The organism is Mumia spirodelae (assembly GCF_050632745.1).
Lineage (GTDB): Bacteria > Actinomycetota > Actinomycetes > Propionibacteriales > Nocardioidaceae > Mumia.
Genome location: NZ_JBODSD010000001.1, coordinates 1,193,374 through 1,212,415 on the forward strand (window position 1 = coordinate 1,193,374; position 19,042 = coordinate 1,212,415).

21 protein-coding genes are annotated in these 19,042 nt (G+C 71.2%); 12 read left to right on the forward strand and 9 right to left on the reverse strand.

Translation table 11 applies throughout. The features are described from left to right. Window positions 1-2 precede the first annotated feature (2 nt). The 5 genes from atpA to ACQSSQ_RS05850 are packed head-to-tail and all read left to right on the forward strand — an operon-like array spanning window position 3 to window position 4,959. A complete protein-coding gene (gene atpA / locus ACQSSQ_RS05830; RefSeq protein ID WP_431326090.1) occupies window positions 3-1,640 on the forward strand; it encodes a F0F1 ATP synthase subunit alpha in 1,638 nt (545 codons plus the stop codon). 6 nt (window positions 1,641-1,646) lie between these two features. After that, on the forward strand, window positions 1,647-2,579 hold the full coding sequence (locus tag ACQSSQ_RS05835; protein ID WP_431326091.1) for a F0F1 ATP synthase subunit gamma: 933 nt from the start codon (window positions 1,647-1,649) through the stop codon (window positions 2,577-2,579). A gap of 4 nt (window positions 2,580-2,583) precedes the next feature. Next, window positions 2,584-4,023 carry a F0F1 ATP synthase subunit beta gene (gene atpD, locus ACQSSQ_RS05840; protein ID WP_431326092.1) on the forward strand — a complete coding sequence of 480 codons (1,440 nt, stop codon included), beginning with the start codon at window positions 2,584-2,586 and terminating at the stop codon, window positions 4,021-4,023. Between the two features lie 31 nt (window positions 4,024-4,054). Then, window positions 4,055-4,447 carry a F0F1 ATP synthase subunit epsilon gene (locus ACQSSQ_RS05845; RefSeq protein ID WP_431326093.1) on the forward strand — a complete coding sequence of 131 codons (393 nt, stop codon included), beginning with the start codon at window positions 4,055-4,057 and terminating at the stop codon, window positions 4,445-4,447. A 47-nt stretch (window positions 4,448-4,494) separates the two neighbouring features. Next, window positions 4,495-4,959 (forward strand): DUF2550 domain-containing protein, encoded by a 465-nt coding sequence (locus ACQSSQ_RS05850; RefSeq protein ID WP_431326094.1) that lies wholly within the window; start codon window positions 4,495-4,497, stop codon window positions 4,957-4,959. Window positions 4,960-4,997: 38 nt separating this feature from the next. Here ACQSSQ_RS05850 and ACQSSQ_RS05855 read toward each other — a convergent pair whose 3' ends face one another. Next, on the reverse strand, window positions 4,998-5,570 hold the full coding sequence (locus tag ACQSSQ_RS05855; RefSeq protein WP_431326095.1) for a cob(I)yrinic acid a,c-diamide adenosyltransferase: 573 nt from the start codon (window positions 5,568-5,570) through the stop codon (window positions 4,998-5,000). 56 nt (window positions 5,571-5,626) lie between these two features. Beyond that, window positions 5,627-5,947, reverse strand: a complete 321-nt coding sequence (locus ACQSSQ_RS05860; protein ID WP_431326096.1) for a hypothetical protein — start codon at window positions 5,945-5,947, stop codon at window positions 5,627-5,629. Between the two features lie 84 nt (window positions 5,948-6,031). Between ACQSSQ_RS05860 and ACQSSQ_RS05865 the strand changes: the two genes are divergently transcribed. Beyond that, on the forward strand, window positions 6,032-8,044 hold the full coding sequence (locus ACQSSQ_RS05865) for a protein meaA (protein WP_431326097.1): 2,013 nt from the start codon (window positions 6,032-6,034) through the stop codon (window positions 8,042-8,044). A gap of 30 nt (window positions 8,045-8,074) precedes the next feature. On the opposite strand, the gene ACQSSQ_RS05870 is transcribed toward ACQSSQ_RS05865, so the two are convergent. Then, complete coding sequence (locus tag ACQSSQ_RS05870; protein ID WP_431326098.1) at window positions 8,075-9,148, reverse strand: lysylphosphatidylglycerol synthase transmembrane domain-containing protein; 1,074 nt, start codon at window positions 9,146-9,148, stop codon at window positions 8,075-8,077. A gap of 209 nt (window positions 9,149-9,357) precedes the next feature. On the opposite strand from ACQSSQ_RS05870, the gene ACQSSQ_RS05875 reads away from it, so the two are divergent. After that, window positions 9,358-9,882: a ferritin gene (locus ACQSSQ_RS05875; protein WP_431326099.1), complete on the forward strand. Its 525-nt coding sequence runs from the start codon at window positions 9,358-9,360 to the stop codon at window positions 9,880-9,882. Between the two features lie 16 nt (window positions 9,883-9,898). After that, window positions 9,899-10,831: an FAD-dependent oxidoreductase gene (locus ACQSSQ_RS05880; RefSeq protein WP_431326100.1), complete on the forward strand. Its 933-nt coding sequence runs from the start codon at window positions 9,899-9,901 to the stop codon at window positions 10,829-10,831. A 12-nt stretch (window positions 10,832-10,843) separates the two neighbouring features. On the opposite strand, the gene ACQSSQ_RS05885 is transcribed toward ACQSSQ_RS05880, so the two are convergent. After that, a complete protein-coding gene (locus ACQSSQ_RS05885) occupies window positions 10,844-11,449 on the reverse strand; it encodes an SLATT domain-containing protein (RefSeq protein ID WP_431326101.1) in 606 nt (201 codons plus the stop codon). Between the two features lie 148 nt (window positions 11,450-11,597). Between ACQSSQ_RS05885 and ACQSSQ_RS05890 the strand changes: the two genes are divergently transcribed. Beyond that, window positions 11,598-12,125, forward strand: coding sequence for a hypothetical protein (locus ACQSSQ_RS05890; RefSeq protein WP_431326102.1), 528 nt, complete (start codon window positions 11,598-11,600; stop codon window positions 12,123-12,125). A gap of 27 nt (window positions 12,126-12,152) precedes the next feature. On the opposite strand, the gene ACQSSQ_RS05895 is transcribed toward ACQSSQ_RS05890, so the two are convergent. Further along, the gene (locus tag ACQSSQ_RS05895; RefSeq protein WP_431326103.1) at window positions 12,153-12,662 is read right to left on the reverse strand and encodes an O-acetyl-ADP-ribose deacetylase; all 510 of its coding nucleotides are present in this window, start codon (window positions 12,660-12,662) and stop codon (window positions 12,153-12,155) included. A 9-nt stretch (window positions 12,663-12,671) separates the two neighbouring features. Further along, a complete protein-coding gene (locus ACQSSQ_RS05900) occupies window positions 12,672-13,268 on the reverse strand; it encodes a TetR/AcrR family transcriptional regulator (protein WP_431326104.1) in 597 nt (198 codons plus the stop codon). A 62-nt stretch (window positions 13,269-13,330) separates the two neighbouring features. On the opposite strand from ACQSSQ_RS05900, the gene ACQSSQ_RS05905 reads away from it, so the two are divergent. Further along, window positions 13,331-14,191 carry an SDR family NAD(P)-dependent oxidoreductase gene (locus ACQSSQ_RS05905; RefSeq protein WP_431326105.1) on the forward strand — a complete coding sequence of 287 codons (861 nt, stop codon included), beginning with the start codon at window positions 13,331-13,333 and terminating at the stop codon, window positions 14,189-14,191. Between the two features lie 19 nt (window positions 14,192-14,210). Here ACQSSQ_RS05905 and nucS read toward each other — a convergent pair whose 3' ends face one another. Together nucS and ACQSSQ_RS05915 are read right to left on the reverse strand one after the other, a co-directional pair. After that, on the reverse strand, window positions 14,211-14,888 hold the full coding sequence (gene nucS, locus ACQSSQ_RS05910; protein WP_431326106.1) for an endonuclease NucS: 678 nt from the start codon (window positions 14,886-14,888) through the stop codon (window positions 14,211-14,213). A gap of 19 nt (window positions 14,889-14,907) precedes the next feature. Continuing rightward, entirely contained in the window at window positions 14,908-15,441 is a 534-nt protein-coding gene (locus ACQSSQ_RS05915) for a hypothetical protein (RefSeq protein WP_431326107.1), read from the reverse strand. A gap of 156 nt (window positions 15,442-15,597) precedes the next feature. Here ACQSSQ_RS05915 and ACQSSQ_RS05920 point away from each other — a divergent pair, with 156 nt between their 5' ends. Together ACQSSQ_RS05920 and ACQSSQ_RS05925 are read left to right on the forward strand one after the other, a co-directional pair. Next, a complete protein-coding gene (locus ACQSSQ_RS05920; RefSeq protein ID WP_431326108.1) occupies window positions 15,598-17,379 on the forward strand; it encodes a 3-hydroxyacyl-CoA dehydrogenase family protein in 1,782 nt (593 codons plus the stop codon). A 20-nt stretch (window positions 17,380-17,399) separates the two neighbouring features. Further along, window positions 17,400-17,681, forward strand: a complete 282-nt coding sequence (locus ACQSSQ_RS05925; RefSeq protein ID WP_431326109.1) for a hypothetical protein — start codon at window positions 17,400-17,402, stop codon at window positions 17,679-17,681. 26 nt (window positions 17,682-17,707) lie between these two features. Here ACQSSQ_RS05925 and ACQSSQ_RS05930 read toward each other — a convergent pair whose 3' ends face one another. Continuing rightward, window positions 17,708-19,042, reverse strand: a complete 1,335-nt coding sequence (locus tag ACQSSQ_RS05930; protein ID WP_431326110.1) for a DUF1254 domain-containing protein — start codon at window positions 19,040-19,042, stop codon at window positions 17,708-17,710.

Here is a 19,042-nt window from a genome sequence, read left to right on the forward strand (position 1 = left end):
ACATGGCGGAGCTCACGATCCGTCCCGACGAGATTCGCGACGCGCTCCAGCAGTTCGTCAGCGACTACAAGCCGCAGGCGACGACCGAGGAGATCGGCACCGTCGCGGAGGCGATGGACGGAATCGCCCGTGTCGAGGGCCTGCCGTCCACCATGGCCAACGAGCTGCTCGAGTTCGAGGACGGCACGCTCGGCCTCGCCCTGAACCTCGACGTGCGCGAGATCGGCGTGGTCATCCTCGGCGACTTCGCCGGCATCGAGGAGGGCCAGCCCGTCAAGCGGACCGGCCAGGTCCTCTCGGTCCCGGTCGGCGACGGCTACCTCGGCCGCGTCGTGGACCCGCTCGGCAACCCGATCGACGGCCTCGGCGACGTGGAGACCACCGAGCGCCGTGCGCTCGAGCTCCAGGCGCCGACCGTGGTCCAGCGCAAGAGCGTCCACGAGCCGCTGATGACCGGCATCAAGGCCATCGACTCGATGACCCCGATCGGCCGCGGTCAGCGTCAGCTGATCATCGGCGACCGCCAGACCGGCAAGACGGCCATCGCGATCGACACGATCATCAACCAGAAGCAGTTCTGGGAGACGGGCGACCCGAGCCAGCAGGTCCGCTGCATCTACGTCGCCATCGGCCAGAAGGGCTCGACGATCGCCTCTGTGCGCTCGGCCCTCGAGGAGGCCGGTGCCCTGGAGTACACGTCGATCGTCGCGGCTCCCGCGTCCGACTCGGCCGGCTTCAAGTACCTCGCTCCCTACACCGGCTCGGCCATCGGCCAGCAGTGGATGTACGAGGGCAAGCACGTCCTCATCATCTTCGACGACCTGAGCAAGCAGGCCGAGGCCTACCGCGCCGTGTCGCTGCTGCTGCGTCGCCCGCCGGGCCGCGAGGCGTACCCGGGTGACGTCTTCTACCTCCACAGCCGGCTGCTCGAGCGCTGCGCGAAGCTCTCCGACGAGCTGGGTGCGGGGTCGATGACCGGTCTGCCGATCGTCGAGACGAAGGCCAACGACGTGTCGGCCTACATCCCGACCAACGTCATCTCGATCACCGACGGCCAGATCTTCCTGCAGTCGGACCTGTTCAACTCGAACCAGCGTCCCGCCGTCGACGTCGGCATCTCGGTGTCGCGCGTCGGCAGCGCGGCGATGCTGAAGTCGATGAAGGCCGTCACCGGCTCGATCAAGGTCGAGCTCGCGCAGTACCGCGCGATGGAGGCCTTCGCGATGTTCGCCTCCGACCTCGACGCCGCGTCCAAGCAGCAGCTCGCCCGTGGTGAGCGGCTGATGGCGCTGTTCAAGCAGGGCCAGTACGAGCCGTTCCCGGTCGAGGAGCAGGTCGTCTCGCTCTGGGCGGGCACCACCGGCAAGCTGGACCCGGTCCCGGTCGACGACGTGCAGCGCTTCGAGGCCGAGTTCCTCGACTTCCTGCGCCGCGGCGACTCGGGCGTCCTCGCGACGATCCGTGAGTCGGGCAAGTTCGACGACGACACCGCTTCCTCGCTCGAGTCGGCGTACGACGCGTTCGCCGACCAGTTCGAGACCAGCGACGGCGGGTCGATCAAGCCGGGCAAGGAAGAGCACGAGGCTCTCGCGGACGAGGACGTCGCGCAGGAGCAGATCGTCGCGCAGAAGCGAGGCTGACCTCTCATGGCCACCTCACTGCGCGAGTACCGCGCGAAGATCAAGTCGACGCAGTCGATGAAGAAGATCACGCGCGCCATGGAGCTGATCGCGGCGTCTCGCATCGTCAAGGCGCAGCAGCAGGCCGCGGCGGCGACGCCGTACGCCCGTGAGCTCACGCGCGCGGTGTCCGCCCTCGCGACCTTCGGTCACGTGGACCACAAGCTGCTCACCGAGAACCCGGAGCCGAAGCGTGCCGCGGTGCTGGTCATCGCCAGCGACCGCGGGCTCGCGGGCTCGTACTCCTCGGCCGTGCTCAAGGAGTCGGAGCGTCTCGTCGAGAAGCTCCACGCCGAGGGCAAGGAGGTCGACACGTACGTGACCGGCCGCAAGGCCGAGGCGTACTTCCGCTTCCGGCAGCGCCCGGTCGTGCAGTCGTGGACCGGGTTCTCGGACCACCCGACGTACGCCGACGCCCGTGAGGTCGGCGACGCGCTGACGGCGGCGTTCCTCATCGATCCGGACGATCCCGAGACGGGTGACCCGGCGCGCGAGGTCGACGAGCTCCACGTGGTCTTCACCCGGTTCCGGTCGATGATCAGCCAGACCCCCGAGGTCATCCGGCTGCTCCCGCTCGAGGTCATCGAGGGGGAGGAGGCGCCCGAGAACGGCGAGGTCCACCCGCTCTACGAGTTCGAGCCGTCGGCCTCGGAGGTCCTCGACGCGCTCCTGCCGAAGTACGTCAACCACCGGCTCTACTTCTGCTTCCTCCAGGCGGCGGCCTCGGAGCTCGCGGCACGCCAGCAGGCGATGAAGAACGCGACCGACAACGCCGAAGACCTGATCCAGAAGTACACCCGAATCGCCAACCAGGCCCGCCAGGCCGGGATTACCCAGGAAATCAGTGAGATCGTCGGTGGCGCGAACGCCCTCGCCGACGCGACCGCCGGGAGTGAGTGAAACCATGACTGCCACTGTCAACGAGACCACGACGACGGGCCGCATCGCCCGCGTCATCGGTCCGGTCATCGACGTCGAGTTCCCGACCGACCAGATGCCCGACATCTACAACGCGCTCCACGTGCACACGGCGCTCGACTCCGAGGGTCGTCCGCTGACGCTCGAGGTCGCGCAGCACATCGGTGACGGCATGGTGCGTGCGATCTCCATGCAGCCCACCGACGGCCTGACCCGCGGTGCGGAGGTGCGCGACACCGGTGAGCCGATCTCGGTCCCGGTCGGCGACGTGACCCTCGGCCACGTGTTCAACACCATCGGCGAGTGCCTCAACCTCGAAGAGGGCGAGGTGCTCGACATCAAGGAGCGCTGGGGCATCCACCGCAAGGCTCCGTCTTTCGACTCGCTCGAGCCGAAGACCGAGATGTTCCAGACCGGCATCAAGGTCATCGACCTCCTCACCCCGTACGTCCAGGGCGGCAAGATCGGCCTGTTCGGCGGTGCGGGCGTCGGCAAGACCGTCCTCATCCAGGAGATGATCGCCCGAGTCGCGCGCGACCACGGCGGTGTGTCGGTGTTCGCCGGCGTCGGCGAGCGTACGCGTGAGGGCAACGACCTCATCGTCGAGATGGACGAGTCGGGCGTTCTCGGCCAGACCGCGCTGGTCTTCGGCCAGATGGACGAGCCGCCGGGCGCGCGTCTGCGGGTCGCGCTGTCGGCGCTGACGATGGCGGAGTACTTCCGCGACGTCCAGAAGCAGGACGTGCTCCTCTTCATCGACAACATCTTCCGGTTCACCCAGGCCGGCTCGGAGGTCTCGACGCTGCTCGGCCGCATGCCGTCCGCGGTGGGCTACCAGCCGACCCTGGCCGACGAGATGGGCGTCCTCCAGGAGCGCATCACGTCGACCCGTGGCCACTCGATCACCTCGATGCAGGCGATCTACGTGCCCGCGGACGACTACACCGACCCGGCGCCGGCGACCACGTTCGCGCACCTCGACGCCACGACCGAGCTCAGCCGTGAGATCGCCTCGCAGGGCATCTACCCGGCCGTGGATCCGCTGACCTCGACGTCGCGCATCCTCGACCCGCGCTACATCTCGGCCGAGCACTACGCGGTCGCGACGCGCGTGAAGCAGATCCTGCAGCGCAACAAGGAGCTCCAGGACATCATCGCGATCCTCGGTGTCGACGAGCTGTCGGAGGAGGACAAGACGGTCGTGTCGCGCGCCCGTCGCATCCAGCGCTTCCTCTCGCAGAACACCTACGTGGCGAAGCAGTTCACCGGCATCGAGGGCTCGACGGTCCCTCTCGACGAGACCGTGGACGCGTTCAAGCGCATCTCGGACGGCGAGTACGACCACGTGGCCGAGCAGGCGTTCTTCATGTGCGGCGGTCTGGACGACGTCGAGAAGAAGTGGGCCGAGATCCAGAAGAACTCCTGACCCGGCACGTTCGTAGAGAAGGAGTCGTCTGATGGCAGGCACACTGCACGTCGAGCTCGTGAGCGCCGACAAGCTGCTGTGGTCCGGTGAGGCCACGTCGCTGCTCGCGCGCACGCTCGAGGGCGACATCGGCATCCTGCCGGGGCACGCCCCGGTGATGTCGCTGCTCGCCGACGGCGTCGTCGAGATCGAGACCGAGGACAACGAGACCTGGGTCGCAGCCGTCGACTCCGGGTTCCTCTCGGTCGCCAAGGACCGCGTGTCGATCCTCGCCGAGAGCGCCGTGATGTCGCACGACATCGACCTCGAGCGGGCCAAGCACGACCTGGCCCGGGTGAAGGCCGAGGGCGGGGACGACGAGGAGGCGGCCGACGAAGTACGCCGCCTCGAGGCCCGCATCCGCGCTGCCGAGATCGCGTCCTGAGGTCGTCCGGGGAATCCTGAGCTAGTCGCCGAGGGAGGAGGGCACACATGCCGATCTGGCTGTGGGTGCTCGACTCCCTCGGCGTGCTCGTTGCCCTGGCGGTGCTGGCCGTGCTCGGGCTGGCGGGGCGCCGTCGCGTCCTGGCGCGGGGCGGTAGCACCTTCGACCTCAGCGTCAACCGCCGCAAGCAGGCGCCGCGCGAGGAGGGCGACCCCCGCGGCTGGACCCTCGGGATCGGCCGCTACAACGACAGCCACCTGGAGTGGTTTCGTACCTTCTCCTTCTCACCGCGCCCCGTCCTGCGCTTCGAGCGCGGGCACGTCGAGGTCGAGCGCCGCCGGCGTCCGGTGGGGTCGGAGACCTACGCCCTGCACGCGGGCAACACGATCGTCGAGTGCACGCTCGACGGCGGCGTGCCGATCCAGCTGGCGCTGAGCCCCCAGGCGCTGACGGGGCTGCTGGCGTGGCTCGAGTCCTCACCTCCCGGCCGCGAGGTCAACAACGTCATCTGACCGGGTCGCCGTCTGGCGTCGCCGGGTCACCTTCCGCGTCAGCGCTCCCCGCCGGGCACCCACAGGACGTCGCCGTTCGCGCGGTTCGCGTACCGCGCGAGGATGAACAGCAGGTCCGACAGCCGGTTCAGGTACTTCGCCGTCAGGACGTTCATCGTGTCGCCGTGCTCGTCGATCGCCGCCCACGCGCTGCGCTCGGACCGACGGCACACGGTGCGCGCGATGTGCAGCACCGACGCGGCCTGCGTACCTCCGGGGAGGATGAACGACCGCAGCGGCTCGATCTCGGCGTTGTAGTGGTCGCACCAGCCCTCGAGCCGGTCGACGTAGTCCGGCTCGACCCGCAGCTGCGGATACTCCGGGTTCTCGACGACGGGCGCGCCGAGATCCGCGCCGACGTCGAACAGGTCGTTCTGCACCCGGGCCAGCACCGTGTCGACGTCCTCGTCGAGCGTCCCCAACGACCGAGCGAAGCCGATCTGGCTGTTGAGCTCGTCGGTGTCGGCGTAGGCGATGAGCCGGAGGTCGAGCTTCGTGGTCTTGCTCATGTCGACGAGCCGGGTCGTCCCGTCGTCGCCGGTGCGGGTGTAGATGCGGGTGAGGTTGACCATGGCGCCACCCTAGTCCGGGCGGTGACCCGGTGAGGCCAGGGAGTGACCCGGCGAGGTCAGGAGGGGGGATGTTGGCGGCGCGACGCCACCCACGCCCGGGCGACGTCGGCCTGGGTCTTCCATGCCAGCACCAGCCAGCCGCGTACGTCGTGGGTGACGGTGGCACGGATGCCCTGGGCGCGCAGCCGCTGCGCCGTGACCTCGGCTCCGTGCTGGTCCTTGCAGCGCGCCACCGGCACCAGCATCCCGTACGACGGGAGGCGGACGCGCTTGCCGGGCGAGTGGGCCCACTTGAGGATGAGGGCGAGGCCGCCGATCGCGAGCAGGCTGAAGAGCGGGACGAACAGGTATCCCACGACAGAGCCTGCGTTGCTCATGGCTCCAGTGTGCACCCGCTGGGCGGGCGTGACTCCGCTCACGTGGGTGTTACTGACCGTTCACAAGCAACTAACGTATGCCGCATGGCCGACTCGACCCACCGCGATCGCCCCTGGGTGATGCGCACGTACGCCGGGCACTCCTCGGCGTCGGACTCCAACGCGCTCTACCGTCGCAACCTCGCGAAGGGGCAGACCGGTCTGTCGGTCGCCTTCGACCTGCCGACGCAGACCGGCTACGACCCCGACCACGAGCTGAGCAAGGGCGAGGTCGGCAAGGTCGGCGTCCCGGTCCCGGACCTGGGCGAGATGCGACGGCTCTTCGACGGCATCCCGCTCAAGACGATGAACACGTCGATGACGATCAACGCGACCGCGATGTGGCTCCTCGCGATGTACCAGGTGGTCGCGGAGGAGCAGGCCCGCGACGCCGGGGAGGATCCCGCGGAGTGGGTCGGCCAGCTCACCGGGACCACCCAGAACGACATCATCAAGGAATACCTCTCGCGCGGGACGTACGTGTTCCCGCCGGAGGCCTCCATCCGGCTGACGACCGACATGATCGCCTACACGGTCGTCAACATGCCGAAGTGGAACCCGCTCAACATCTGCAGCTACCACCTGCAGGAGGCCGGCGCGACGCCCGTGCAGGAGCTGGCGTACGCCCTCTCGACCGCGATCGCCATCCTCGACGCGGTGCGCGATGCGGGTCAGGTGCCGGCCGAGGAGTTCGAGAAGGTCGTCGGCCGGATCTCGTTCTTCGTCAACGCCGGCGTGCGGTTCGTCGAGGAGACGTGCAAGATGCGCGCCTTCGGCCAGCTCTGGGACGAGATCACCCGTGAGCGGTACGGCGTGCAGGATCCGAAGATGCGCCGGTTCCGCTACGGCGTCCAGGTGAACTCCCTCGGTCTGACCGAGGCGCAGCCCGAGAACAACGTCCAGCGCATCGTGCTCGAGATGCTCGGCGTCAGCCTGAGCAAGAACGCCCGCGCCCGTGCGATCCAGCTCCCGGCGTGGAACGAGGCCCTCGGCCTGCCGCGCCCGTGGGACCAGCAGTGGTCGCTGCGTCTGCAGCAGGTCCTCGCGTACGAGTCGGACCTGCTGGAGTACGACGACATCTTCGACGGCAGCCACGTGATCGAGGCCAAGGTCGCCGAGCTCGTCGCCGGGGCGAAGGAGGAGATCGACCGCGTGCAGGCGATGGGTGGTGCGGTCGCCGCGGTCGAGTCCGGCTACATGAAGCAGGCGCTGGTCGCCTCGCACGCGGCCCGCCGTGCGCAGATCGAGGCCGGCGAGCACCTGGTCGTCGGCGTCAACGCGTGGAAGGAGACCGAGGAGTCCCCGCTCACCGCGGACCTCGACGGTGCGATCCAGACCGCTGACCCGCTCGCCGAGGCGAGCGCGATCGAGCGGGTGGCCGCGTGGCGTGGCCAGCGCGACGAGGCCGAGGTCGCGGAGACGCTCGAGCGCCTGCGTGCCGACGCGAAGACGGATGCGAACCTGATGGTGGCGACGCTCGCGTGCGCCCGCGCCGGTGTGACCACCGGCGAGTGGGCGGGCGCGCTGCGCGAGGTCTTCGGCGAGTTCCGGGCGCCGACGGGAGTGACGGGGGTGGTCGGCGTGGCCGAGGCCGGTGCGGAGCTCGCCGCGGTGCGCGAGCGGGTCCGGACGACGGGGGAGGAGCTCGGCGGACGCCTGCGCCTGCTCGTCGGCAAGCCGGGCCTGGACGGACACTCCAACGGCGCCGAGCAGATCGCGGTCCGGGCACGGGACGCGGGTTTCGAGGTCGTCTACCAGGGCATCCGTCTCACGCCGACGCAGATCGTCGCAGCGGCGGTGGACGAGGACGTGGACTGCATCGGGCTCTCCATCCTGTCCGGCTCGCACATGGAGCTGGTCCCCGAGGTGCTCGAGCAGCTGCGCGAGGCCGGCATCCGCGACGTCCCGGTCGTCGTCGGCGGCATCATCCCGGAGTCGGACGCACGTCGCCTCCGCGAGGCGGGTGTCGCCGCGGTGTACACACCGAAGGACTACGGGATGACGCAGATCATGGACGACATCGTCGACGTGATCCGCCGCGCGAACGACCTCGCCTGACGGCGCGCGTCCGCCGCGCCGGCAGCCACGTCAGGCCGCGGCCGACTGCGGGGGCTGGTGGCGCAGCGCCCACCAGCCCCAGGCCGCGGCCCCGATCGGGATCGGCAGCCAGAAGGAGAACAGCCGGTAGAGCAGCGTGCCGATGACGGCGGTGTCGGCGGGGACCCCGATGACCACGAGCAGCGTCGTGAGGCCCGCGTCGACGAACCCGACACCCCCGGGCGTGATCGGGATGACGGCGAACGCCTGCGCGACGACGTACGCGAGCAGCACCTCCGCGGGGCGGGCGTAGACGCCGAAGGCGACGAGCGCGGCCACGAGCGCGGCGTAGTCGAACATGCGGTTCGCTGCGGCGGCGATCACGGCGTGCCACCACCGGCCGCTGAACGCGGACGCGATCCTGGCGCGCTCGAAGAGGAGCGCCTGCTCGACCCCGTCGGCGGTCACCGGGCGGCGTACGAGGTGGATGACCGTCCCCAGCGCGCGGCCGACCGCCGCGACGATCCGTGGCCAGGTGAGCGCGGTGACGCCGACCGCGACGATGACCGTCGCGATGATCAGCGACACGAGCAGGCCGAGCTGCAGCTGCTCGGCCGGAGGCGGCCCGATCAGGAGCGCCGGCACGGTGAGCACCGGCAGCAGCATGAGCACGGCCGTCCCGAGCAGGCCGGTCGCCGCCATCGCCGAGGCCACCGCACCGCCGGGCTGGCCCGCGCTGACGAGCACCTTGCCCTGCACCACCGCCCCGGCCGCGGCGCCACCGGGGATGATCTTGCTCGCCGCGTTCCCCGCCATCTGGGCGACCGCGAGCGTCCCCCATCCCGGTGGCCCGGGGGCGGGGACGCCGTCCTCCTCGGGCCGGGGCTCGCCGTCGGTCCCCGGCGTGAGGGCGATCCGCGTCAGCCACCACAGCGCTGCGAAGCTGCAGAGCTCGAGCGCGGCGAGGACGACGAACCAGCGCACCTCGACGTCGGCGAGCTGCGGCCAGGCGTCGAACATCGTGAGCAGGCTCGGAGCGACCACGTACAGGCCGACGCCGGTGACGGCCAGCGCGACCGCGCGTCCGCCCCAGCGCCGGACGATCGTGCCCGTGGAGTTCCCCATGGCTCCCTCGTCGTACGTCGCGGTGCAGGACATCGACTCGGTCCGGGGCGTCGGCCCGGTCGCGAGCAGTCTAGGACGGCCCGCACGCCGGGGCCTCACGACGATGCTGAGGGCAGCCACTCCTTGCTGGTGAGGGACCGGCAGCGCGGCTAGCGTCGTACGGGACATAGTCGAGTCGCGGGTCGGCACCCGCAGGAGGAGTGGAGCAGATGGCATCGGAGAAGTTCGCCGCGTTGCTGAGCGAGCAGGTCGGGCACGAGTTCGCCGCGCACCAGCAGTACGTCGCGATCGCGTGCTACTACGACGCGCTGACGATGCCGCGGATGGCGGCGCTGTTCTTCCAGCAGGCGCTCGAGGAGCGCGACCACGCGATGATGATGGTCCAGTACCTCCTCGACGCCGACGTGCCGGTGCGCATCCCGGGCGTCGCCGACCCGGTCAACGACTTCGCGGACGTCGTCGCTCCCGTGACGCTCGCGCTCGCGCAGGAGAAGCGCGTGACCGACCAGATCAACGAGCTGACGCGGGTTGCGCGCGACGAGTCCGACTTCGCCTCGGACCAGTTCATGCAGTGGTTCATCAAGGAGCAGGTCGAGGAGGTCTCCAAGATGAGCGACCTGCTCGCGGTCGTCACCCGCTCGTCGGAGGACCTCGAGGCCATCGAGCACTGGGTCGCCCGCGAGGAGAAGGGCGAGGCGGCCGATCCCACGGCGCCGCCGGTCGCCGGAGCCTGAGCCAAGGAGCGGGCGGGTGCGGGTGCTGGTGGTCGGAGCCGGTGTCACCGGCCTGACCTGCGCCGTGGTGGCCGCCGAGCGCGGCCACCAGGTCGACGTCCTCGCCCGCGACCTGCCGCTCGAGACGACGTCGGCGATCGCCGCCGCGTGGTGGTACCCGTACCTCGCCCGTCCCGCCGACCGCGTCCTCGCGTGGTCACGACGGTCGTACGAGGTGCTGGCGGCGCTGACCGGCCCCGACGCCGGCGTCACGGTCCGTCGCTCGCTCGAGCTCGTCACGGACCCGACCGCGCACGACCCGTGGTGGGCGGACGCGGTGGCGGCGTTCGAGCGGGTGACCGCCGTGCCGCACGGCTACGGCGCCGGGTGGACCTTCGACGGGATCGTCGCGCACATGCCGACGTACCTCGACCACCTCGTACGCCGGCTCGCCGACAGCGGCGGCACCGTCACCCGGATGGCGTTGCCCGCGCTCCCCAGCGGTGCGGACGTCGTCGTGAACGCGTCGGGGCTCGGCAGCCGACTCCTCAGCGGCGACGCCACGACGACCCCGGTCCGCGGTCAGCTCGTCCGACTGCCACCCGTGCCGGGGGTTGAGGAGGTGCTGCTCGCCGACGGTCCGGACGGCGTCACGTACGTCGTCCCGCGGGGCACCGACGTCATCGTGGGCGGGACGAGCGAGTACGGGGAGTGGGACCTGGCGCCGCGTCCTGAGGACACCGCCGCCATCCTCGCGCGGGCGACGGCCCTCGTGCCCGCGCTCGACGGCGCACCGGTGCTCGGCACCCGCGTCGGGCTCCGACCTGCACGGCCCTCGGTGCGGCTCGAGCGCGAGGAGCGCCCCGGGGCGAGCCCGGTCGTGCACTGCTGCGGCCACGGCGGGGCGGGCGTCACGCTGTCGTGGGGCTGCGCCGAGGAGGTCGTCGCGCTGGCGGAGGCGCCGGCGTGACCGAGGGGACGGTCAGCTGGTCGTGAGCTCCTTGGTCGGCTCGTCTGCGCTCTCGAGCTCGAGCGGCTCCGCGGCGGCGACCGTGGTGGTCGACGGCGCGACGGGGGCCGTCGGGACCACGGTGGGGACGGCGGGAGCGGCCGCCGGGGCCGTGGCGGCGAGGCGGTGCTCCGCGGCGCGGGTCGTCCTCGCGGGCAGGCTCGGTGCTGCCTCCTCGACGCGGGTCCACTCGGCCCGGATCTCGGACAGGCGGTCGTCGGTGATGCGCTCGGAGAGGATGGCCTGCTCGAGCTGGCGCCGCAGGTTGCCGTACTCGGCGCCCGAGCGTTGGTGCGCCGCGATCACGTCGGCGTCGTCGGCCACCGTGTGGAGGAGCGCCGAGGTCGCGGCGAGGGCCGCGAGGACACCCGCGCAGACCTGGAGCCACGGTCGCGGCTCGCCCAGGACGGCCGCGAATGCGGCGGCTGCCGCGAGTCCGGCGAGCATCACGGTCGTGGCGCCGAGCACGCGGTGACGGCGCCGCGTGGCCTTGGCGGCGATCTGGTGCGCCTCGTGCCCGACGCTGATCGAGTCGAGCCACTGGAGAACGGTCGGCTCGTCGCCGCGATAGGTCCACACGACCACGGATGCTAGCGATCCGCGCGCCACCGCGGAGGAACTTCGCACAGCTGTCCCACGCTCCGGGCGGGGACTCCTCCGTCGGCGGGATGTCCGCCGTGAGCGGACGATCTTGCGCAGCGTCCTCGATCGGCGTAAGCCTGATTACATGATTACTCAGCAGCAGATCGACGAGATCCGCGGGTGGTTCGTGGGGCGACTCCCCGAGGGGTTGTTCGACAGCCTCGCGAGCGTCACCGTGGACCGCGAGGAGATCGTCGTGATCGGGAGCATCCCGGGTCCCGCGCTCGGCGACGACGCGTCCGACGCCGAGCGGAGGGGAGCGGTCGAGGGCCGTATCCGAGAGTTCCGTGAGCGCACGCGGGCCGACCGCATGGAGGTCGCGCGCGAGGCCCAGCACCGCTTCGACCGCACGGTCTCGTGGGGGGTCGAGTGCGAGGGGACGCAGGCGCTGTTCACCCACCTGGCCTCGCCGGTGATGACCCGCCTGCGCCAGCCGGAGCGGCGGGTCCTCGACACGCTCGTCGCCGGCGGGGTGGCGCGCAGCCGCAGCGACGCGCTCGCGTGGTGCGTGCGGCTCGTCCAGAAGAACGCCGACACGTGGCTCGAGGAGCTCCGGGACTCGCTGGAGCACGTGCACCGGGTGCGCGAGCAGGGGCCGGACACGGAGGTCTGAGCCGCGCCGGCGCGGCAGGCCCGATCGTCAGTCGACCGCCGCGCGCAGGAGGCGCTCCGGCGCCTCCCCGAAGGCGACCATGATCACGCGCTCCACCTCCGTCGACGTGCTGCGGATCGTGGAGACCGCCACCGCGACCGCGTCGTCGAGCGGCCAGCCGTACGCCCCGGCGGAGATCAGCGGGAACGCGACGACGCGGGCGTCCAGGTCGTCGGCGACCGCGAGGCTGCGCGCGTAGGCCGAGCGCAGCAGGTGGCTGCGGTCGTCGTCGCGCGACCAGACCGGCCCGACGGTGTGGATGACCCACCGCGCGGGGAGACGGCCGCCGATCGTGGCGACCGCGTCGCCGGCAGGAAGACCCTCGGGGTGCGTGGTCGCCCGCAGCTCGCGGCACGCCGCGAGGATCTCGGGGCCGCCTGCCCGGTGGATCGCCCCGTCCACTCCGCCGCCACCGAGCAGCGTGCTGTTGGCGGCGTTGACGATCGCGTCGGCGCGCACCGTGGTGATGTCTCCCTGGACGACCTCGATGCAGATCATGGCTCCTGCTTACCGGACGGCGCCGTCGAGGACCAGCCCGACGACGGCGTGGGCGTACGCGGTGTCGAGGTCGCCCGAGCCGAGGACCCATCGCCCGACGACGGGACCCAGCAGACACTCGACCAGGACGTCGAGGTCGGTCCCGGCACGGATCTCGCCGGCGACCTGGGCGCTCTCGAGCCGGGAGCGGACGGCGGCCCGCTGAGGCACCATGAGGCGTTCCCGGTACTGCGCGGCCACCGTCGCGTCCTGCAGGATCTCGACCGTGACCGCCCGGAGGAAGGCGTCCTCGTGCGGGGCGGTCATGGCCGTCACCGCCTGGCCCAGGAAGGTGCTGAGGTCTGCACGGAGGTCGCCGGTGTCGGGCAGCGGCGCCTCCGCGCCCCCTGCCCGTGCGAGCAGGGCGTCGAAGACCACCGCCCCGCGCGACGGCCACCAGCGGTAGATCGTCTGCTTGCCGACGCCCGCACGTGCGGCGATCGCCTCGACGGTGACCTTGGCGTACGGGACCTCCTCGACGAGCTCCGCAGCGGCGCCGAGCACCGCCGTACGGGCCCGCTCGCTGCGTCGGCGCGGGGGCGGGGAAACGGGTTCGCGGTCAGGCACGGAGTCAGCGTACCCTGTGACGAGACGAGACGGACCGTCTCGTGACAAACAAAGGAGTACGCATGACCTCACGAAGGACCTGGTTCATCACCGGCGCGGGCCGCGGCCTCGGCCGAGCCTTCGCGGTCGCCGCGCTCGAGGCCGGGGACCGGGTCGCGGCGACCGTGCGGCGACCCGACGCTCTGGCGGAGCTCGAGGAGGCCCACGGCGACCGCCTGGCGGTGCTGTCGCTGGACGTGACCGACCGGGAGGCCGTACGCACGGTGGTGGCCGACGCGCACCGACGCTTCGGCCGGCTCGACGTCGCGGTCAACAACGCGGGGTACGGCCTGGTCGGCGCGATCGAGGAGCTGTCCGAGGACGAGGTGCGCCGGCAGCTCGACACGAACCTCCTCGGCGCGATCTGGGTGTCGCAGGCGGTGCTTCCCGTCATGCGTGCGCAGGGGGCGGGGCACATCGTGCAGGTCTCGACCGTCGGCGCCGTCGGGACGCTGCCGCTGTTCGGCCTCTACAACGCGAGCAAGTGGGCGCTCGAGGGCTTCAGTGGGGCGATGGCCGACGAGGTCGCCCGGTTCGGCATCCACGTCACGATCGCGCAGCTCGGCGGCTTCGCGACCGACTGGGCCGGGTCGAGCATGCGGTTCGCCGGGGACTCGTCCCCGGCCTACGCCGAGGTCCGCGAGGCTGTGCTGGGGATGCCCGAATACCCGGACGCGGCGGCGGTGGCCGCAGCGGCGGACGCCGAGCCGACCGACGAGCCGCCGGCGGTCGCCGCGGCCGCGGTCCTGGCGCTGGTCGACGATCCGGAGCCCCCGCGGCGCGCGATCATCGGCGCCGGGGCTCGCGAGATGGTCGCGACGGCGCTCGCGTGGCGGCGCGACGAGTACGCCCGTGACCCGGAGTTCGCGTGGCCGGAGGCCTGAGGGGGAGGCAGCCTGCGGCTCAGAAGAGCCGCAGGCTGCCGTCCTCCATGCCGCGCAGCGCGTCGTAGTCGACGACGCGGCACTCGATCCCGCGGTCAGTCGCGAGCGTGCGGGCCTGCGGCTTGATCTCCTGCGCGGCGAAGATGCCGCGCACGGGTGCGAGCAACGGGTCGCGGTTCATGAGCTCGAGGTAGCGGGTCAGCTGCTCGACCCCGTCGATCTCGCCCCGACGCTTCACCTCGACGGCGACCGATCCGCCGCCGGGGTCCTTGCAGAGCAGGTCGACCGGGCCGATGGCCGTCATGTACTCGCGGCGGACCAGCGACATGCCGTCACCGAGCGTCGTCGGGTGCTCTGCCAGGAGCTCCTGCAGATGCTTCTCGACCCCGTCCTTCTGCAGCCCGGGATCGACGCCCAGGTCGTGGCTCGAGTCGTGGAGGAGCTCCTCGATGAGGATGCGCAGCGTGTCGTCGGTCTTGGTCGCCGACACGGTCCACTCGACCGTACCGTCCTCGGTGACGCCTTCGCGCAGCGTCGCAGGCGGGCTCATCCAGTTGAGCGGCTTGTAGGCGCGGTCGTCGGAGTGGATCGAGACCGACCCGTCCGACTTCACGAGGATCAGCCGGGTCGCCATCGGGAGATGAGCGGTGAGGCGTCCGGCGTAGTCGACCTGACAACGAGCGATGACGAGGCGCACCTGGACAGGCTAGCGACCGTCAGCGCACGCGCTTGAGCACGGTCCCCCGGATCGTCAGCGTGTTGCGGGTGAGCTTGCCCCGCGTCGTGACCCCGTCGCCCCCCTTGAGGACGACGACCGTGCCCTTGCGCCGCCAGGTGCCGGAGCGGATGTTCTTGACGCCGTCGAAGTCCTCGACGAAGCGGCCGCCCTTGCGGATGCGCAGCACCCACTTCAGCTCGCGGTTGCGCCAGACGCCGACCGGCCCCCGCGCGGCCGCGGCCAGGGCCTGCGGCGAGGCTGTCGGCTCCGTCGCGCCGGGGGTCGGAGCGGTGGTCGGCGGCGTCGTGCTCGGCGGGGCGTCGGACGCGGTGGGAGAGGGCGTCGGCTCGGACGCGGAGGTCGTCGGCGAGGTGGTCGGAGCCGTGGTGGCGGTCGCGTCGGCCGCCGCGTCGTCGTCCGGTGAGGACTCGCCGCAGGCGGTGGCGCCCATCGCGAGGGCGGTCAGCGACGCAGCGACGGCGACGCGGGTCCGGTGGGCGGCGAGGCGAGGGCGTACGACCAGTCGGCGCATCCGGCCATGCTAGGTGCACCGGCGGTCGCCGGCAGGGCGGCGCGCGTGCACCCGTGACGTGGGTCACGGCGGGGAAGGGGCCAAGCCTGTCAGACTCCGCCTACCCGGTAGTAACCTGCCGGTAACTTACGTCCTCCCCGAACACAGGAGACATCCGTGGCGCGCGAGATCAACACAGTCGGAGTCGTCGGCCTGGGCACCATGGGTGCCGGCATCGCAGAGGTGCTCGCCCGCAACGGCATCACCGTCCTCGGCGTGGACAAGGACGACGCCGCGCTCGAGCACGGCCGGTCGACCATCGAGCACTCCACGCAGCGTGCTGCCGAGCGCGGCAAGCTCGACGCCGCCGAGCGCGAGGCGCTCCTGGGCCGGATCTCGTACGCGACCGACCTCGGCAGCCTCGCCGACGCCGACCTCGTCATCGAGGCGGTCGTCGAGCAGCTCGACGTCAAGATCGACGTCTTCCAGCAGCTCGACAAGATCGTCCGTGACGACGTGATCCTTGCCTCGAACACCTCGGCCCTCTCGGTCACCGAGATCGCCTCCTCGACGCGCCTGCCGAGCCGTGTGGTCGGGCTGCACTTCTTCAACCCGGCGCCGGTCCAGGACTTCGTCGAGGTCGTCCGCACCGTGGTGTCCGCCCCGGACGTCGTCGAGGACGCGGTGGCCCTGGCGCAGCGGCTCGGCAAGAGCCCGGTGACCGTGGGAGACAAGGCGGGCTTCATCGCCAACGCCCTGCTGTTCGCCTACCTCAACCACGCCGCGTCGATGTACGAGGCGCAGTACGCGACCCGCGAGGACATCGACGCGGCGATGCGTCTCGGCTGCGGCTACCCGATGGGACCGCTCGCGCTGCTCGACCTGATCGGGCTCGACACCGCGTACGAGATCCTCGAGACGATGTACCTCCAGGACCGCAAGCGCGTCCACGCGCCGGCGCCGATCCTCAAGCAGATGGTGACCGCCGGCCTTCTCGGCCGGAAGTCGGGCCGCGGCTTCTACACCTACACGGAGGCCTACTCCTCGCAGGTCGTCGACGACGCGACGACCCCGTCCGCCGACGCCGCGCCGCAGCTGCGCCGCGAGATCGGGCGGGTCGGCGTCGTCGGCACCGGCACGATGGCCTCGGGCATCGTCGAGGTGTTCGCGAAGGCCGGCTACGACGTCGTGTACGTCGGCCGCACCCTCGACAAGGTCGACGGCGTCCGTGCCGCCATCACGAAGTCGCTCGACAAGGCGATCTCGCGCGGCCGTGCCACCGAGGACCAGAAGGCGGAGGTGCTCGGGCGCCTCACCGGGAGCACCGAGCGCGAGGCGCTGGCCGAGGTCGACATCGTGGTCGAGGCGATCGCCGAGGACCTCGACGTCAAGCTCGAGCTGTTCCGCGACCTGGACCGGATCTGCAAGCCGGGGGCGATCCTCGCGACCACGACGTCGTCCCTGCCGGTGATCTCCTGCGCGGCGGCGACCAGCCGGCCGCAGGACGTGATCGGCATGCACTTCTTCAACCCCGCACCGGTCATGAAGCTGGTCGAGGTCGTCTCCACCGTCGCCACGGCCGACGACGTCACCGAGACCGTCAACGCGCTCTGCGCGAACGTCGGCAAGCACGCGGTGTCGTGCGGGGACCGCGCGGGGTTCATCGTCAACGCGCTGCTCTTCCCCTACCTCAACGACGCCGTGAAGATGCTGGAGGCGCACTACGCGACGGCGGACGACATCGACGTCGCGATGAAGCTCGGCTGCCGCCTGCCGATGGGTCCGTTCGAGCTGCTCGACGTGGTGGGCAACGACGTCTCGCTCGCGATCGAGCAGACGCTCTTCCGTGAGTTCCGCGAGCCCGCGTGGGCGCCGGCGCCGCTGCTCGAGCACCTGGTCACGGCCGGCTACCTGGGCCGCAAGACCGGCCGCGGCTTCCGCGAGTACGCCCGCCGCTGAGCGGTCCGTACGCTGGACGCATGTCCCGCCGTCGCCGTACGCCCCGTGGTCCCCGCGGCGCGCCGCCTCCGCTCAGCGGGGGCAACCAGCGCGTCGAGGAGCGGGGCGACGGTGACTGGGTGGTCCGCACGATCACGGGGTCGTCGTCGACCAAGACCTACACCTGCCCCGGCTGCTCGCAGGCGATCCGCCCAGCGACGCCGCACGTGGTGGTGTGGCCCCTCGAGCCCGGCCTGCTCAGCGCGTCCGGGCTCGAGGAGCGGCGCCACTGGCACACGCCGTGCTGGCGGCGTCATAGGTGAGGCGACGCGTCGGACAGCGTCGGTGATCAGGCCGGGTCGGCCCTCACGACCGGGGGCACCTCCCACGTCCCGTCCAGCACGTCCCCCGACGGGACGTACATCCGCAGGAGCGGCCGGAACCTGCCCGGGGGAGTCGGCAGCCAGTTCGCCCGCGCCGTCGGGTCCTCCGGCGCCTCGTGCGCGAGGGTGAGCGTGATCCCGCCGTCGGCGTCGTGGACGAGCCCCGGTGTGCGGTCCCCGATCGAGTATCGCGAGATCGGGTTGTCCACCAGGAAGTAGTCGGGCACGTCGTACATCGTCACCGACCAGAAGCCCGCGACCGGCGGCGGAGGCGCGAGGCGGAGCGTGTACGTGTGCGCCCCGTCGAGGGGCCGCCCGTCGCCGTCGACGTAGGTCATGAGGTACGCCGCCTCGTACCCGTGGTTGCCCCACAGCCCGCCCAGGGCCGCGGCCGCCCGCTCACCGATCCGGGTCTGCGGGTCGGCGATCTTCCACGCCGGGTCGTCGAGCGCGCCCACCTCGAAGAAGTCGAGGCTGTAGTCGAAGACGTGCAGCGTCATCCGCCAACCGTTGACCTCCGGGATGCTGCCCGAGGTGAGGATCTTCTCCAGCGTCGTGCGGCCGAGGGCGAAACCTGCGCGCAGCGCGGCCTGCTGCTCGGTGCTGAGAGAGGAGACCGGCATGCTTCCGGTCAGTCCCAGCGGTGCGAAGGACTCCTGGAGTGCGACGTCGCGCCGGGCCGGCGGGAAGGCCTGCGACCACACGCGGTAGCGCTCCCAGAAGTCGAGCGCCTCGTCGCCGGTCTCGGTGGTCCCGGGCAGACCGTCCGGCGGGGCGAGCGAGCGCAGCAGCGGGGTCAGCGTCGTCGCGTCCTGGAGCGCGTGCACCGCAGGCAGGTCGTCGGGTCCGTCGACGGCCCACCGTCCCACGATCGACGCGATGCGGGTGGGGAAGCGGACGACCGTGGCCCCGGCGGGCGAGGGTCCGTCCCAGTCCGGCGGCACGAGAAGGAACTCACCGCCGTCGACCCCTGTGGCGCGTCGGCCGATGTAGCCGAAGTTGTTCGTCCACGCGTCGACGAGCTGCAGGACGTGGTAGCGGCCGCCGGTGGGCGGCACTGTCAGCAGGACCGGTCCGACACTGAGGTCGACCTGGGCCATCGAGTAGACGGTGTCGTTGTTGATCGACACGAACGTGTCCGCGGGTCCGGCGAGCGTGCGGGCGTGACTGAACGTGTTGAACGGCGCGGCCGGGTTCGCACCGACGCCGGTGGTCACGAAGCGGTTCACCTGGTCCAGGTCGAAGACCAGAGGGAACGCGTAGACGTACGCCTCCGTCGCCGCCGTCTCAAGATCCGCCAT

What these genes read in the sequence shown, in the direction of transcription:
- ACQSSQ_RS05895 (WP_431326103.1), bottom strand. Translation starts at nt 12,662, where the DNA reads ATGATCTGCATCGAGGTCGTCCAGGGAGACATCACCACGGTGCGCGCC.
- ACQSSQ_RS05850 (WP_431326094.1), top strand. Translation starts at nt 4,495, where the DNA reads ATGCCGATCTGGCTGTGGGTGCTCGACTCCCTCGGCGTGCTCGTTGCC.
- atpA (WP_431326090.1), top strand. Translation starts at nt 3, where the DNA reads ATGGCGGAGCTCACGATCCGTCCCGACGAGATTCGCGACGCGCTCCAG.
- ACQSSQ_RS05865 (WP_431326097.1), top strand. Translation starts at nt 6,032, where the DNA reads ATGGCCGACTCGACCCACCGCGATCGCCCCTGGGTGATGCGCACGTAC.
- ACQSSQ_RS05845 (WP_431326093.1), top strand. Translation starts at nt 4,055, where the DNA reads ATGGCAGGCACACTGCACGTCGAGCTCGTGAGCGCCGACAAGCTGCTG.
- ACQSSQ_RS05870 (WP_431326098.1), bottom strand. Translation starts at nt 9,148, where the DNA reads ATGGGGAACTCCACGGGCACGATCGTCCGGCGCTGGGGCGGACGCGCG.
- ACQSSQ_RS05905 (WP_431326105.1), top strand. Translation starts at nt 13,331, where the DNA reads ATGACCTCACGAAGGACCTGGTTCATCACCGGCGCGGGCCGCGGCCTC.
- ACQSSQ_RS05835 (WP_431326091.1), top strand. Translation starts at nt 1,647, where the DNA reads ATGGCCACCTCACTGCGCGAGTACCGCGCGAAGATCAAGTCGACGCAG.
- ACQSSQ_RS05930 (WP_431326110.1), bottom strand. Translation starts at nt 19,042, where the DNA reads ATGGCGGATCTTGAGACGGCGGCGACGGAGGCGTACGTCTACGCGTTC.
- ACQSSQ_RS05890 (WP_431326102.1), top strand. Translation starts at nt 11,598, where the DNA reads ATGATTACTCAGCAGCAGATCGACGAGATCCGCGGGTGGTTCGTGGGG.
- ACQSSQ_RS05875 (WP_431326099.1), top strand. Translation starts at nt 9,358, where the DNA reads ATGGCATCGGAGAAGTTCGCCGCGTTGCTGAGCGAGCAGGTCGGGCAC.
- ACQSSQ_RS05855 (WP_431326095.1), bottom strand. Translation starts at nt 5,570, where the DNA reads ATGGTCAACCTCACCCGCATCTACACCCGCACCGGCGACGACGGGACG.
- ACQSSQ_RS05915 (WP_431326107.1), bottom strand. Translation starts at nt 15,441, where the DNA reads ATGCGCCGACTGGTCGTACGCCCTCGCCTCGCCGCCCACCGGACCCGC.
- ACQSSQ_RS05860 (WP_431326096.1), bottom strand. Translation starts at nt 5,947, where the DNA reads ATGAGCAACGCAGGCTCTGTCGTGGGATACCTGTTCGTCCCGCTCTTC.
- ACQSSQ_RS05925 (WP_431326109.1), top strand. Translation starts at nt 17,400, where the DNA reads ATGTCCCGCCGTCGCCGTACGCCCCGTGGTCCCCGCGGCGCGCCGCCT.
- atpD (WP_431326092.1), top strand. Translation starts at nt 2,584, where the DNA reads ATGACTGCCACTGTCAACGAGACCACGACGACGGGCCGCATCGCCCGC.